This window comes from Micromonospora sp. NPDC049060, assembly GCF_040649055.1.
In the GTDB taxonomy this organism is placed as follows: domain Bacteria; phylum Actinomycetota; class Actinomycetes; order Mycobacteriales; family Micromonosporaceae; genus Micromonospora; species Micromonospora reichwaldensis.
Genome location: NZ_JBEZEV010000004.1, coordinates 148,441 through 163,047 on the forward strand (window position 1 = coordinate 148,441; position 14,607 = coordinate 163,047).

At 73.3% G+C, this 14,607-nt stretch carries 13 protein-coding genes and 1 pseudogene; 7 read left to right on the plus strand and 7 right to left on the minus strand.

The genetic code is table 11. The annotated features are described in order from the left end of the window. Positions 1 to 345 precede the first annotated feature (345 nt). Complete coding sequence (locus AB0B83_RS03545) at positions 346 to 1,215, plus strand: helix-turn-helix transcriptional regulator (RefSeq protein WP_357576795.1); 870 nt, start codon at positions 346 to 348, stop codon at positions 1,213 to 1,215. Between the two features lie 54 nt (positions 1,216 to 1,269). Here AB0B83_RS03545 and AB0B83_RS03550 read toward each other — a convergent pair whose 3' ends face one another. Beyond that, the gene (locus AB0B83_RS03550; protein ID WP_357576796.1) at positions 1,270 to 1,920 is read right to left on the minus strand and encodes a futalosine hydrolase; all 651 of its coding nucleotides are present in this window, start codon (positions 1,918 to 1,920) and stop codon (positions 1,270 to 1,272) included. Positions 1,921 to 2,246: 326 nt separating this feature from the next. After that, positions 2,247 to 3,659 (minus strand): annotated as a pseudogene (locus AB0B83_RS03555) (MFS transporter); the annotation flags it as partial. 87 nt (positions 3,660 to 3,746) lie between these two features. Here AB0B83_RS03555 and AB0B83_RS03560 point away from each other — a divergent pair. Beyond that, entirely contained in the window at positions 3,747 to 4,586 is an 840-nt protein-coding gene (locus AB0B83_RS03560) for a DUF3027 domain-containing protein (RefSeq protein WP_151454151.1), read from the plus strand. A gap of 45 nt (positions 4,587 to 4,631) precedes the next feature. On the opposite strand, the gene AB0B83_RS03565 is transcribed toward AB0B83_RS03560, so the two are convergent. Then, entirely contained in the window at positions 4,632 to 4,880 is a 249-nt protein-coding gene (locus AB0B83_RS03565) for a DUF2530 domain-containing protein (protein ID WP_357576797.1), read from the minus strand. Between the two features lie 88 nt (positions 4,881 to 4,968). On the opposite strand from AB0B83_RS03565, the gene AB0B83_RS03570 reads away from it, so the two are divergent. The 5 genes from AB0B83_RS03570 (at position 4,969) to thpR (ending at position 9,565) form a co-directional block, all read left to right on the plus strand. Further along, positions 4,969 to 6,447: an NCS2 family permease gene (locus tag AB0B83_RS03570; protein ID WP_357576798.1), complete on the plus strand. Its 1,479-nt coding sequence runs from the start codon at positions 4,969 to 4,971 to the stop codon at positions 6,445 to 6,447. Positions 6,448 to 6,566: 119 nt separating this feature from the next. Beyond that, entirely contained in the window at positions 6,567 to 7,016 is a 450-nt protein-coding gene (locus tag AB0B83_RS03575; RefSeq protein ID WP_357576799.1) for a MarR family transcriptional regulator, read from the plus strand. A gap of 68 nt (positions 7,017 to 7,084) precedes the next feature. Further along, the gene (locus AB0B83_RS03580; RefSeq protein WP_311410522.1) at positions 7,085 to 8,368 is read left to right on the plus strand and encodes an MFS transporter; all 1,284 of its coding nucleotides are present in this window, start codon (positions 7,085 to 7,087) and stop codon (positions 8,366 to 8,368) included. Positions 8,369 to 8,464: 96 nt separating this feature from the next. Beyond that, a complete protein-coding gene (locus AB0B83_RS03585) occupies positions 8,465 to 8,974 on the plus strand; it encodes a hypothetical protein (protein ID WP_357576800.1) in 510 nt (169 codons plus the stop codon). 12 nt (positions 8,975 to 8,986) lie between these two features. Continuing rightward, positions 8,987 to 9,565, plus strand: coding sequence for an RNA 2',3'-cyclic phosphodiesterase (gene thpR, locus AB0B83_RS03590; protein ID WP_357576801.1), 579 nt, complete (start codon positions 8,987 to 8,989; stop codon positions 9,563 to 9,565). Between the two features lie 10 nt (positions 9,566 to 9,575). Here the strand turns inward: thpR and AB0B83_RS03595 are convergent, their stop codons facing one another. The 4 genes from AB0B83_RS03595 to AB0B83_RS03610 form a co-directional block, all read right to left on the minus strand. Then, the gene (locus AB0B83_RS03595; protein WP_357576802.1) at positions 9,576 to 10,562 is read right to left on the minus strand and encodes an aldo/keto reductase; all 987 of its coding nucleotides are present in this window, start codon (positions 10,560 to 10,562) and stop codon (positions 9,576 to 9,578) included. 78 nt (positions 10,563 to 10,640) lie between these two features. After that, complete coding sequence (gene sepH, locus AB0B83_RS03600; RefSeq protein ID WP_357576803.1) at positions 10,641 to 11,723, minus strand: septation protein SepH; 1,083 nt, start codon at positions 11,721 to 11,723, stop codon at positions 10,641 to 10,643. A 187-nt stretch (positions 11,724 to 11,910) separates the two neighbouring features. Next, positions 11,911 to 13,038 carry a phosphoserine transaminase gene (gene serC / locus AB0B83_RS03605; RefSeq protein WP_151454143.1) on the minus strand — a complete coding sequence of 376 codons (1,128 nt, stop codon included), beginning with the start codon at positions 13,036 to 13,038 and terminating at the stop codon, positions 11,911 to 11,913. 304 nt (positions 13,039 to 13,342) lie between these two features. Beyond that, entirely contained in the window at positions 13,343 to 14,449 is a 1,107-nt protein-coding gene (locus tag AB0B83_RS03610) for a citrate synthase 2 (protein ID WP_089002315.1), read from the minus strand. Positions 14,450 to 14,607 lie beyond the last annotated feature (158 nt).

Sequence of the window (14,607 nt, forward strand, 5' to 3'; positions counted from 1 at the left end):
CGCTTCTCCGGCTCCGGTCTGAGGTAAATCCGACCCGCTTCTTCGGCTCCAGTCTCAGGTAGACCGGTGTCGCGCCGGTCTCGCCAGCCGGCGCCGGGGCCGAGGTCGACGAGGCGGCCGCTCGAAGTCCTGCTTCTGCTGGCCGAGGGCGGTCTGCCCCAGCCTGGTCTCACAGACGGGGCAGCTCGACAGCGTGCCGAAGAGCACGGCGGCGGTAAGCCGTCTGTGCGGGGTGTCGAGGACGGCGGTGGCGCCGCCACCTAACCCAAACCGATTGTCCACAGGTTTATCCACAGGAAGACCGCACGTGTTGAACCGCATTCGTGCCGTCGCCACGATCGACACATGACGGAACGGGACGGATCGATCGAGGTGGGGAGGGCGCTTCGCGCTCTCCGACGCGGAGCAGACCTGAGCCAGCGGGAGTTGGCGCGCCGGTCGGGCGTACCCAAGAGCACGGTGGCGCGGATCGAGGCCGACCCGGGAGCCGACCCGAAGTTGCGGACGGTGGAGCGACTGGTCCGGGCCGCTGGCGGAGAGCTGGCGGTCCGCGTCCGGACCGCTGACCAGGGCACCACCGATGGCGGCCCGGGGACCGGCGTTGCGCTGCCGCCCGTACCGCACGAGGAACGACGCGACGAGGGAGGCCGCCGCTATCCCGCGCACCTGGACATCCGGGAGGTCCGGACGTTGAAGGACTGGCCGGCTGCGTGGTGGGGGCACTGGTACGTCTCACCGGCGCAGTGGCCGGTGCGGGTGCCGGAGAGGACGTACGACCTCTATCGCGGGCGGCGCGACGAGCGGCGGGTGCGGGAGCGGGCCCGCGCCGCCGTGCGTTTCCGTCGGGTGACGGAGGGGGTGCCGGACGGGTGCTGGCGGCTTGTGGCCGTACTGCCGGGCGGTGAACTGGTCGGCGAACTCCGGGCGCACGAACGCAGCGAGGATCTGTTGCTCGGTGAGGATCTGGGCGACCAGCGGGAGTTGGTGCTGGACGGTGTCCTCGTAGCCCCCCAGCTGCGCTTCCTGGGTATCGGCCGCCGATTGCTCGGGCTCCTCGGCGATGAGCTGGACCGGGCCGGCATCCGAACGGTGCGCGCCATCGCCGGGATCTCCGGCGTCGGTGGCGCCGATTTCCTGGTGGCCTGCGGATACCAGGTGGAGGCGAGCCGGCCGACGGCTCTGCGGTTCGACCGGCGACCGGTGCACAGAAGATGATCGCCGGGCCGGAGTGCAGGGGCAGGGACGGGCGGTAGCAGGCGGGCGGGCGGTTCAGTTCAGGGCCGTGGCGGCGGTGGTGAGGGCGGCGAGCGCCTCGCCCATGCGCCAGGCGTCGCGGTCGCGGGGGCCGATCGGGTTGGAGACGGTACGCAGCTCGACGAAGGGGACGCCGGCCTGCGCGGCGGCGACGGCCACGCCGTACCCCTCCATGGCCTCGGCGACCGCATCGGGGTGACGCCGGCGCAGGGCGTCGGTGCTGGCGGCGCTGCCGGTCACCGTGCTGACGGTCAGCACCGCGCCCACCGTGGCCGTCGGCAGCGCGGCCCGCAGGGTGGCCAGCAGGCCGGGGTCGGCGGCGAGCGCGATGCCCCCACCGAGCCACTCCGGGGGCATGCCCAGCTCGTCCACCGGGAGGAAGCCCGTCGGCGACTCGGCGCCCAGGTCGGCGGCGACGGACACGGCGCCCAGCACCGTCGCGCCGACCTCCGCCCGGCCGGCGAAGCCGCCCGCCACGCCCGCGCTGACCACGCCGCGGTACGGGCGCCCGGCCGCCTCGGCGAGCACCAGCAGCCGGGCGGTGGTGGCGGCGGCGACGGCGGGGCCGACGCCCACGGGCAGCACCGTCGTCGACGCATCCGTCAGGCCCGCGCGGACCGCCTCGGCCTCGGCGGGCACCGCCGTGACCACCAGCAGGCCCGTCACGGCAGGGGCCCCTGCGGCTCCCGCCGGGTCTCGTCGTCCGCCCCGCCCGGCCCGCCGACGGCCGACGACGGCCGGTAGATGTGGTACCCCGGCGGGGCTAGGGTCGGGTCGTCCAGCGGCGAGCCCTGCGCCGGGGCAGGCGAGACGGGCGCCACCCCGGTTTCGGCAGTGGTCTCCGCCTCGGTGCGTGCGCCGACGCCGCCGCCCGTGCCGCGCGTGCCGGTCGCGTCCGCCGCGCCAGCCCCGGTGTGCGCGCCGGCCGTGGTGTGCGCGCGGACCGTGGTGCCCGTGCCGTCCTTTCCGCCCGTGCGGTCGTCGTCCCCGCCGGTCTCGTCGGCCAGTTCGTCGTCGGCGAGCGGGCGACCGGCCAGCCGCTCGGCGCGCAGGCGGCTCGCCACCACCACGCCCCGGACGGCGGCCAGCGTGCCGGCCCCGGCGGCGACCGCGATCCCGATCCGGCCGTCGAAGGGTACGAGCCCCAGCCCGCCCCCGGCGACGAACGCGAGCATCAGCACGGTCTCGGAGTGGGCGAACGAGCTGGCCCGCAGCCGCTCCGGGATGCGCTCCTGGATCGAGGCGTCCACGGTGAGCTTGGCGATGCCGCTCATCAGCGCGGTCACCAGGCAGAGCAGGGCGACCATCGGCAGCGAGAACTTCAACGCGGCGAGGATCGCCACCCCACCCATGATGATCATGCCGCTGGACTGGATCGCGACGGGTCGGTGGATGCGCAGGCGGGTGCCGATCGCGGTGGCGAGGAAGGTGCCCACGGCCAGCGCGGCGCCGACGAGGCCCAGCGCCCCCTCGTCGCCCAGGTCCCGGCCGAAGACGACGGTGGTCAGGTCGCCGGCCTTGATCGCGAAGGCGAGGAAGAGCAGCAGGAACCCGTACAGCCCGCGTAGCGTCGCGGCACCGATCAGGGTGGCGATCACGAGTCGGCCGGCCGGCCGTCCCCGGCCCAGCGGGCGGTCGCCGGTGCGCCGCCAGAGCGCACGCAGCGGCCGGGGCACCCGCTCCGGTGGCTCGGAGTCGGCCTTCGGCGGCAGGCGCAGGGAGATCACCATGCCGACCAAGAAGATGATCGAGGCGACCCGGAGCGGCCACTGCGGCCCGAACCAGAAGGCGGCCAGCCCGATCGGAGCGACCAGGGCGCCGGCCACCGTGCCGTAGACGCTGGCCCGGGCGCCCACCTGGGAGAGCCCCAGCCCCTCCGGCAGCAGCCGTGGGACGGCCGCCGAGCGGGCCACCCCGTACGCGCGGGAGAGCGCCAGCACGCCGAAGGCCGCCGGGTAGAGGCCGAAGCCGTGGATGTAGTCGGAGATCAGCCAGGCCAGGAAGGCGCGGCCGAGCATGGTGGCGGCCAGCGCGTACCGGCGGCCGTGGCGGAAGTGGTCGAGCAGCGGGCCCACCACCGGGGCGAGCATGGCGAACGGCACCATGGTCACCAGCAGGTAGAGGGCGACCTTGCTGCGTGCCTCGCCGAGCGGGACGTTGAAGAAGATCGTCCCGGCGAGGCCGATGGCGATCAGCGTGTCCCCGGCGCAGGAGACCGCGTGCAGGTCGAAGAGGCGGACCATGCCGACCTCGCCCCCGGCGCCCCGGGTGCGGGCCCGGCCCGCCCGCCGGGTCATCCAGCGGCCACTGCTGACCGAGCCACGGAACAGCAGGCGGACGGCCTTGATGCCGGTGCCGACGGTCCGCCCGAGTACGGACCGCCCGGAGCGGGAGAACAGCGGCATGCCCACCATCCTCACCCATTCAGTCCGTCCGTGCCGCACCACTGTCCCAGAACGTCGTCGGCGGGTGCCTGTCGGTCGGCCGTACGCATGGGGAACAATGGTTGGGTGACCAGGCCTGCCTCCGCCCGTGCCGCTCGTCTCGACCAGGTCTGCGCCGCCGCCGTCGAGGTGGCGCGTGACGCCATCACCGAGGTCGACCCCTCGGACATCGGCGACCACCTGCAGGCCGTCGCGGAGGGTGACCGACTCGTCACCCACTACTTCGAGTGCCGGCTCGCCGGCTACCGGGGCTGGCGGTGGGCGGTCACCGTCACCCGCGTGCCGCGCAGCCGGCACGTCACCGTCTGCGAGACGGTGCTGATCCCCGGCACGGACGCGATGCTCGCGCCCGGCTGGCTGCCGTGGCAGGAGCGACTCAAGCCGGGCGACCTCGGCCCCGGCGATTTGCTGCCCACCCCGGCGGACGACGACCGGCTCCAGCCCGGCTACCTGCTCTCCGACGACCCGGCGGTCGAGGAGACCGCGTGGGAGCTGGGTCTCGGCCGGGCCCGGGTGCTCTCCCGGGAGGGGCGCAGCGAGGCCGCCCAGCGCTGGTACGACGGCGACCACGGCCCGTCCGCCGCGATCTCGGCCGCCGCCCCCGCCGCCGCCCGCTGCGGCACCTGCGGCTTCTACCTGCCGCTCGCCGGCGCCCTGCGGCAGTCCTTCGGGGCCTGCGGCAACTTCTACGCCCCCGACGACGGTCGGGTGGTCAGCGCCGACCACGGCTGCGGGGCGCACTCGGAGACCCTGATCGAGGCCGCCGAGACCCCGGTCGAGGAGATGCCGACGGTCTACGACGACAGCGCGGTCGAGCCCATGGCGGTCAGCCGGGCACCGGGCTCCGTCGAGGCCGCGGAGCCGGCGGAGCCGTACGGCCACCCCTGACGCCATTGGCGCGGCACCGGTCCGGCGGACCGGTGTCGTCGCAGGTCAGCGGCCGGCGCGGCGGCGACGTCGGTTGGCGTCGTGCCGCATCATCACGGCGAGACCGGGGAAACCCCACAGGAAACCGGCCAGGCAGGTCCACAGCCAGTCCTGGTGATCGTGCGCGCTCAGCCAGTCGCGGAAGAAGACCAGCAGCACCAGCCCGGCGGTCGCCCAGGCCGCCATCCCGGCGAGGGCGAACGGCACCATCGGCGGGTCGAGCGGCTCGGGCCGCGGGGGCTGCTCCTTCGGCACGCGGCAAGCGTACGCGATCAACTTTTCCTGCTGGCCGGTGATCTGCGACGATGCGCGCGACAACGGAAGATCCACCTGCGAGGACCTGATGGCAGTAGCGCCGCCCGAGAACGGCACACCACCCGACCCAGCGCACCCCCGGAACGGTTTCGACCGGTACTTCGAGATCTCCGCCCGTGGCTCGACGATGAGCCGCGAGGTACGCGGTGGCCTGGCGACCTTCTTCACGATGGCGTACATCGTGGTGCTCAACCCGCTCATCATCGGTGGTGCCGTCGACGGCGACGGCAAGAAGCTCTCCATCGCCGCCCTCGCTGCGGCAACCGCCCTGGTCGCCGGCCTGATGACCATCCTGATGGGCGTGGTCGGCCGGTTCCCGCTGGCGCTCGCCGCCGGCCTCGGCGTCAACGCGCTTGTCGCGTACGAGATCGCCCCGGAGATGACCTGGGCGGACGCGATGGGTCTCGTGGTGATCGAGGGTGTGATCATCGCGGTGCTGGTGCTGACCGGCCTGCGTACGGCGGTGTTCCGCTCGGTGCCGACGCAGATGAAGACGGCGATCGGCGTCGGCATCGGCCTCTTCCTGACCATCATCGGCCTGGTCGACGCCGGTTTCGTCCGCCGGGTGCCGGACGTGCAGAACACCACCGTCCCGGTCAGCCTGGGCATCGGCGGCAGCCTGGCCAGTTGGCCGCTGCTCGTCTTCGTGGTGGGTCTGCTGCTGACGATCGTGCTGATGGTGCGGCGGGTCAAGGGCGCGATCCTCATCGGCATCCTCGGCTCCACCGTGGTGGCGATCATCGTCGAGGCGGTGGCGAACATCGGGCCGTCCTTCGTCGACGGCAAGCCCAACCCGAAGGGCTGGGCGCTGAACGTCCCCGAGCTGCCGAAGACCTGGGTGGACGTGCCGGACCTGTCGCTGCTCGGCAACTTCAACCTGTTCGACTCGTGGGGCCGGGCCGGCTGGGTCGTCGTCCTGATGTTCGTGTTCACCCTGCTGATCACGGACTTCTTCGACACCATGGGCACGATGGTCGCGGTCGGCCAGGAGGGGAGCATGCTCGACGAGCGGGGCACCCCGCCGCGGGCCAAGGAGATCCTGCTGGTCGACTCGATCGCGGCGGCTGCCGGCGGTGCGGCGAGCACGTCCAGCAACACGTCGTACATCGAGAGTGCCGCCGGTGTGGCGGAGGGCGCCCGCACGGGCGTGGCCAACCTGGTCACCGGCTCGCTGTTCCTGCTGGCGATGTTCCTGGCGCCGCTGGTCGTGGTGGTGCCGTTCGAGGCGGCGTCGACGGCGCTGGTGGTGGTCGGCTTCCTGATGATGACCGCGGTGCGGACGATCGACTGGTCCGACTACGAGATCGCGATCCCGGCGTTCCTGACGATCGTGCTGATGCCCTTCACGTACTCGATCTCCAACGGCATCGGCGCGGGCCTGATCACGTACGTGGTGGTGAAGCTCGCCAAGGGCAAGGCCCGGGAGATCCACCCGTTGCTGTACGGGGTGGCCGCCCTCTTCGTGCTCTACTTCCTGCGTGGGCCGATCGAGTCCGTGGTGCTCTGAACACGGCCTGCTCCGGGCCGGTGACCGAACGGGGTACCCGGCCCGGAGCAGGACAAACTTCTCGTGAGCGTGCTCATATCAGTGGTCATTCGCCTGGCTAATTAGTTAGGCTAACTATCGTGACGGAGCGGACGGTGACGGCGAACCGCGTGCCACCGGCGCAGCTGGCACCGCAGCTGCGTGATGCGATCACCCGGCTGAACCGACGGGTCCGCCAGGCCCGGCCGGTCGGCGACCTCACGGTCACCCAGCTCTCCGCGCTCACCAGCCTCCGGCTGGCGGGTGCGCTGACGCCTCGGGAACTGGCCGACGTGGAACGGGTGCAGCCGCCCACGATGACCAAGATCGTCGCGAAGTTGGAGGAGCGTGGCCTCGTGCAGCGCACCCCCCATCCGACCGACGGCCGACAGGTCATCCTGGCGGCGACCGAGGGGGGACGGGCCGTGCTCGACCAGTTCGAGCGGGTCCGCGACGAGTGGCTGGCCCGCCGGCTGGCCGAGCTGACCGAAGCCGAGCGGGAAACCCTGCGGCAGGCTGCCGAGATCCTTCAGCAGCTCGCCCGCGCCTGACCCGCGCCTCGTGCCACCGCGCCGTCCGCCGTCGATGACGCGTACGACCGCGAGGAGGCGCACCAAGAGTGCAGGCGAAGCTGAGCACGATGTTCCAGTCCCTACAGGTCCGCAACTACCGGCTCTTCGCATCCGGGCAACTGATCAAGCTGATCGGCGTCTGGATGATGTTCATCGCCCAGGACTGGCTGGTCCTCGAGCTCTCCGACAACTCCGCCACCGCGCTCGGCGTGGTGACCGCGCTCCAGTTCACCCCGGTGCTGCTGCTCACCCTGCTCTCCGGGCGGCTCGCCGACCGCTACGACAAGCGGATGCTGCTCTTCGTCGCGAACGCGTTCTGGACCGTCCTGGCCCTCGCCATGGCCCTGCTGGTGATCACCGGCCTCGTGCAGCTCTGGCACGTCTTCGCGTTCGCGGCCCTGCTCGGCGTCGCCAACGCCGTGGAGACCCCCGTCCGGCAGGCGTTCGTCTCCGAGCTGGTCGGCACGTCGCTGCTGCCGAACGCGCTCTCGCTCAACGCGGCCGTGTTCAACTCCGCCCGGATCGTCGGGCCGGCCGTCGCCGGCCTGGCCATCGCCGCCTTCGACGTCGGGCCGGTCTTCCTGTTCACCGCGCTCAGCTCGATCGCCCCGCTGGTCACCGTGATCCGGATGCGCCCCGCCGAGCTGCACCGGGAGGCCCTGCCGCCGCGCGACGAGCGGGCGTCGGCCAAGGTCGTCGACGGCCTGCGCTACGTCTGGCGGCGGCCCGACCTGCTGCTGCCCATGGCGGTGATGTCGGTGATCGGCATGTCGCTGTTCAACTTCCAGCTCACCCTCGCCGCGCTCGCCAAGACCGTGTTTCAGACCGGCGCCGCCTCGTTCGGGCTGTTCAGCACCGCCCTGGCCGTCGGCGCGCTGGTCGGGGCGCTCGCCGGCACGGGGCGGCGCAGCCGCCCGTCGGTCTGGCTGGTGCTCGGCGCGGGGGTCGGCTGTGCCAGCTTCGGCACGCTGGTGGGGCTCGCCCCGGCGTACTGGATGGTGGTGACGCTGCTGCTGCCGACCGGGTTCTTCATGGTGTACTTCGCCCAGGCGGCCAACCAGCGGGTCCAGCTCGGCACGGACGCCGCCTTCCGCGGCCGGGTGATGGCCCTCTGGGTGCTGGTCTTCCTCGGCACCAACCCGGTCGGTGCGCCGCTCATCGGCTGGGTCGCCGAGACCTACGGCGCGGGCGCCAGCATCTGGAGCGGTGGGCTGATCTCGCTGGCCACCATCCTGATCGCGCTCACCTGGCAGCTGCGCCGCTCCGGCGCCCGGCTGCGCTTCCGCATCCTGCCGATGCCGCGCTTCTACGTCACCTCCGCCGACTGCTGAGCCCGTCGCCCGGGCGGGCCGACCGCTTCCCCGGCCGAGGGCGCGGATGACACGAAAGCGGTAGCGGTAAGGGGGAAAGCGGCTTAGCGTCGATACGTGGAGCTCGGACGCGCGCTGCTGCTGATCCTGGCCATCGTCGCCATGGCCAGCCTGCCGGCGCTGATCGCCCTGGTCTTCTGCGCGGACGAGATCATCGACCGGGTCGCCTGCGGGTACGCCGAGTGGCGTGAGCGCCGGCGGGAGCGGCGCACCATCGCCCGGCTGGACCGGGCCGTCGAGGCCGACGCGCTGACCCGCGACATCGACCTCACCGCCTTCGACCGGCCCGACCGGCGCCCGCTGGAGGAACTCGCCGCCGACCTGCGCCGCCTGCGCAGCCAGGGGGTGGGTTCCGACGGCCGCCAGCCCGTCTGGCACGGCATGGTCCTCCAGGCGTACGACGACCGGCTCCGGCTGGCCTGCCAGGCCCTCGGGCTGGCCGAGCACCTGACCGAGCTGGAGGGCGTCGACCTGGAGCTGGAACGCGTCCGGGTGGAGGGCCTGCTGCACGCCGCCGGGCTGACCCTGCCGGCCGCCCGGGCCGGTCACTGGCAGCGTCACCGCTGAGGGCGGGGCCGCGTGAGGCTCTTCGTCGCGCTCTACCCGCCGCCCGAGGCGGTCGCGCACCTCGGCGCGCAGGTCGCCCACCTGCGGATCGGCGCGGCGGCCGCCGCCGGGACCAACGTCCGGCTCGCCGACCCGGCCAACGCGCACGTCACCCTCGCCTTCCTCGGCGACGTCGAGGCGGACCGGCTGGTCGCCGTGGAGAGCGCGCTCGGGCTCGCCGCCGAGTGGTCCCGCGACGGCCGTCAGGCCGCGCCCCGGCTCCGGCTGGCCGGCGGCGGGCGGTTCGGGCGGGGCCGGTTCACCGTGCTCTGGGTCGACCTGCGCGGCGAGGTGGAGCCGGTGCTGGTGCTGGCCCGGCTGATCCGCTCCCGGCTGCGGCACGCCCGCCTGCCGCACGACGAGAAGCCGTTCCGCCCGCACCTGACCGTCGCGCGCCCCGGCGACCGGGTGCCCCCGGCCGACGTGGCCGCCGACGTAGCCACCCTCGACGACTACGAGGGCCCGGAGTGGCCGGCCGGCGAGATGGTCCTCGTGCGCAGTCACCCCGGCCCCCGCCCCACCTACGACCGCCTGGCCGCCTGGCCCCTCTGACGCTCCCCGGTCACCAGGCCCAGGCCTCGGGGCCGGGGCCGCCGTTGCCCACGGGCGGGAAGAGCTCGTCCAGGCGGGTGAGGGCGTCCTCGTCGAGGTCGACGGTCAGGGCGCCCAGGGAACGGTCGAGCTGGTCGGTGGTGCGCGGTCCGATGATCGGGGCGGTCACCCCGGGCCGGGACAGCAGCCAGCCGAGAGCCACGTCCGCCGGGTCGTGACCGAGGTCGCCGCAGAGTTTCTCGTACGCCTCGATGGTCGGCCGGTGCTCGGCGAGCGCGTCGGCGGAGCGGCCGCTGGCGCCCCGCGCGGCCCCGCCCTCGGCCATCTTCCGCAGCACTCCGGCGAGCAGCCCGCCGTGCAGCGGCGACCACGGGATGATGCCCAGCCCGTGGTGCTGCGCGGCGGGCACCACCTCCAGCTCGACGTACCGGGTCATGAGGTTGTAGATGCACTGCTCCGAGACCAGGCCGAGGAAGTGGCGCTTTCCCGCCGCCTCCTGCGCCACGGAGATGTGCCAGCCGGCGAAGTTGGACGATCCGACGTAGAGGACCTTGCCCTGGGCGACCAGGGTCTCCATGGCCTGCCAGATCTCCTCCCACGGCGTGCTCCGCGAGACGTGGTGCATCTGGTAGAGGTCGATGGTGTCGGTCTGGAGGCGGCGCAGCGAGTCCTCACAGGCCCGGACGATGTGCCGGGCGGAGAGGCCCTGCTGGTTGGGCCACTCGCCCATCTTGCCGTAGACCTTGGTGGCCAGCACGACCTTCTCCCGCCGGCCGCCGCCCTGGGCGAACCAGCGCCCGATGATCTGCTCGGTGATCCCCTCGCCGGTCTGCCAGCCGTAGACGTCGGCGGTGTCGAAGAAGTTGATGCCGTGGTCGAGGGCCCGGTCCATGATCGCGAAGCTGTCCGGCTCGGTGGTCTGCGGCCCGAAGTTCATCGTGCCGAGGCAGAGGCGGCTGACCGACAGGCCCGTACGGCCGAGGTTCGTGTACTCCATGAGGGCCACCCTGCCACGGCGGCAGTTGGAGCGCCTCGCGTTGACTCCGGCGACCGGGTGGTCGCCGGAGTCAGGCGGTCACGAGGACTCGCGCGCCGCCGGGCCGCTGCCGAAGAGCACGTCGTCCCAGCTCGGCAGGCGCTTGCGCGGCTTGCCACCGGCGTCGGTCGACTCGCCCGCCGCTGCCGCCGGCGCGCCCGTGCGACGGGGCCGGAGCACCGCCAGCGACGGCACGGCCGGCACCTCCTTGGGCGCGTCCGAGTCGTCGTCGAAGGCGGAACCCTGCCCACCGCCGAGCAGCGCCGCCGCCCCGCCGCCGACGGGCCGCTGGCGTGGCGCGTCCTGCCCGGCCAGGGCGGCCGGGGTGCGGGGTTCGAGCCCACGACCCGAGGTCGAGCCGAGCGGGCGGTCGAGCGAGGCGAGCAGGGCGTCCCGCCCGGCCCGGATCGGGTCGCGGCCGGGACGGCTGTGCTCCGCCGCCGCCGGCAGGCCGTGCCCGCCCCGGCTCGGCTCGCCGCGCGACGGGCCGGGCAGCGCGTGGCCGCCCCGCTCCGGCGCCGGCTCCTGGCCGAGGATCGGGGTGGGCCGCTCGGCGCAGAGGTATTGCGCCATGTCGTCGTGCGGGGTGACCGACTGCCGGGTCTTGTCGAGATCCCAGATCGCCTGCGCGGTCGCCTTGCCCGAGGGCCAGGTCGCCACGATCCGCCAGGTGCCGTCGTCGCGGCGCCACGCGTCCCAGGAGATCTTCTCGGTGTCGATCCCGTGCTGGGCCAGCCGGCCGTTGACCACCTCGGCGAGCGGGGTGGGCTTCTCCGCGCCCTTCAGCCGGGTGCGGCGGGCGTGCTGGGCGAGCATGGCCCGCTCCTGGAGCACCGGGCCCGCGTAGCGCAGCACGCGGTCGACCGGCACACCGGCGATCCGGGCGACGTCCTCGGCGGACTCGCCGGAGCGAATCTTGGCCTGGATGTCCCGTGGGGAGAGTGAGGGGATCGGGTCGGCGGTCGCCGCCGGGGCCACCGCGAGCGGCGGGGCGCCGGGCTCGGCGTGCAACGCGCCGGCGATCCGCTCGTCGATGGGCAGGGCGAGCAGTCGCCCGACCTCGTCGGCGAGCACCAGGGCCTGGCCGTCCTCGGAGAGGGCGACGAAGCGTACTGGGCGCATGGCGTAGCCTCCGTCCCGCTTCGCTGGCCGTCACGCCACGAGCCGGCCACCCGGGCGTCCTCGCACCACCGTACGCGCATCTGTCCGCAGGTGGGGGATGCGACACCCGCATGTCGCGACTGAGCTGCGACGATGATCACGGTCGGTGGCCGCCGACGCGTCCGGCGGCCACCGACCGTGACGGCGATCAGAGTCGCTCGACCACGTAGTCGATCGACGCGGTCAGCGCCTCGACGTCGGCCGGCTCGACGGCCGGGAAGAGCGCGACGCGGAGCTGGTTGCGGCCCAGCTTGCGGTACGGCTCCGTGTCCACGATGCCGTTGGCGCGCAGCGCCTTCGCGATCGCGGTGGCGTCGACGGACTCGGCGAAGTCGATGGTGGCGACCACGTTGGAGCGCAGCGCCGGGTCGGTGACGAACGGCGTCGCCACCTCGGAGCGCTCCGCCCAGCCGTACACGATCGCGGCGCTCTCGGCCGTGCGCTTGGCCGCCCAGGCCAGCCCGCCCTGGGAGTTCATCCAGTCGGTCTGCTCGGCGGCCAGGAAGATGGTGGCCAGCGCCGGGGTGTTGTAGGTCTGCTCCAGCCGCGAGTTGTCGATCGCGGTGACCAGGTCGAGGAAGGCCGGGATGTAGCGGCCGGACGCCTTGATCTCGCCGGCCCGCTCCAGCGCGGCCGGCGACATCAGGGCCAGCCACAGGCCGCCGTCCGAGCCGAAGCACTTCTGCGGGGCGAAGTAGTAGACGTCGGTCTCGCCGACGTTGACGTCCAGGCCGCCGGCGCCCGAGGTGGCGTCGACCAGCAGCAGCGAGCCGGGGTCGGCGCCGGCCACCCGGCTGATCGGCACCGCGACACCCGTCGAGGTCTCGTTGTGCGGGGTGGCGTAGACGTCCACCCCGGCCTCGGCGGTCAGGGTGGGCGCGGTGCCGGCCTCCGACTTGCGGACGGTGGGCTCGCCGAGGAACGGGGCGTCCTTGACGGACTTGGCGAACTTGGCGCCGAACTCGCCGAAGCTGGCGAACTGCGCCCGGTCGCGGACCAGGCCGAACGTCGCGACCTCCCAGAAGGCCGTGGTGCCGCCGTTGCCCAGCACCACCTCGTAGCCCTCGGGGAGGGAGAAGAAGTCGGCGATGCCGCGGCGCAGCCGGGCCACCTCGTCGCGGACGGTCTTCTGCCGGTGCGAGGTGCCCAGGTAGCTCGTCGCCACCTCGGCGAGGGCGGAGACCGCCGCCGGACGGACCTTGGACGGCCCGCAGCCGAACCTCCCGTCGGCGGGCTTGAGGTCGTCGGGAATCCGGATGGTCGGTGCGTCAGCCACGGTTGTCGAGATCCTTCCGCATGGGCGAGGGCGGGCCCGGTGTTCAGGCGGGCGCGGATCGACGGCGGACGCGCGCTCAGGCGCACGACGTGGCCGGGACCCGGGCCCGGTCCGGCGACACTGCCGGCCCTCATCCTCCCACCCGCGCCGGCCGCGCCGGCCGCTGATCCCACCAGCGACGTTGAGGCGTCCACCACAATCCGTGCCAGCGCGCCGCCCCCGATGTCGCACCCGACCGCACCCGGATGCGAGGAAGGGCCCCTTCCTGTACGCCAGGCGTCAGGAGGGGGCCCTTCCTCACATCTCAGACGCCGTGCGGGATGGCGTCCCAGCCCTCGACGTCGCTGGGCTTGCGGGTGCCCGGGCCGACGTAGCGGGCCGACGGGCGGACCAGCCGCTGGAGCTTCTTCTGCTCCAGGATGTGCGCGCTCCAGCCGCCCATCCGGGCGCAGGTGAACATGGAGGTGAACATGTGCGCCGGCACCTCGGCGAAGTCCAGCACCACGGCCGACCAGAACTCGACGTTGGTGGCGAGCACCCGGTCCGGCCGGCGGGCCTGGAGCTCGGCCAGGGCGGCCTTCTCCAGCGCCTCGGCGATCTCGAAGCGCGGCGCGCCCAGCTCCTTGGCGGTGCGGCGGAGCACCCGGGCGCGCGGGTCCTCGGCCCGGTAGACGCGGTGGCCGAAGCCCATCAGCCGCTCGCCCCGGTCGAGGACGCCCTTGACGTAGCCCTCGGCGTCGCCGCTGCGCTCGACCGCCTCCAGCATGCTGAGCACACGGGAGGGGGCGCCGCCGTGCAGCGGGCCGGAGAGGGCGCCGATGCCGGAGGAGATGCAGGCCGCGGCGTCCGCGCCGGTGGAGGCGACGATCCGGGCGGTGAAGGTGGAGGCGTTCAGGCCGTGCTCGGCGGCCGAGATGAAGTAGGCGTCGACCGCCTTGACGTGCCGCGGGTCCGGCTCGCCCCGCCAGCGCTTCATGAAGCGCTCGACGATGGTGGACGCCTTGTCGATCTCCTTCTGCGGCACGGCCGGCAGGCCCAGGCCGCGCGCCGACTGGGCGACGAAGGAGAGCGCGGTGACCGACACCCGGGCGAGGTCCTCGCGGGCCTGCTCGTCGGAGATGTCGAGCAGCTGGTTGAGACCCCAGTACGGGGCCAGCATCGCGACCGCGGACTGCACGTCCACCCGGATGTCACCGGAGTGCACCGGCACCGGGAACGGCTCCGCCGGCGGCAGACCCGGGCCGAACCGCCCGTCGACCAGCAGCGCCCACACGTTGCCGAAGGAGACCTGGCCGATCAGATCCTCGATGTCGACGCCGCGATAGCGCAGTGCGCCGCCCTCGCGGTCGGGTTCGGCGATCTCGGTCTCGAAGGCTACGACGCCCTCCAGCCCGGGTTTGAAATCGGCCATGTCGCTCTCCTGGATCTGCTCGGTGCGCCCGCCCGGGGCTCCGGTCCCGGCCCAGCCGGGCGAGCGCCTTAGGCGACCCTCAGGGATGTGTTCGTGACATCTTGCCTGCTGGGTAACCGGATTCGCGACCCACTGCGACTGTGCCGCACACGACATCC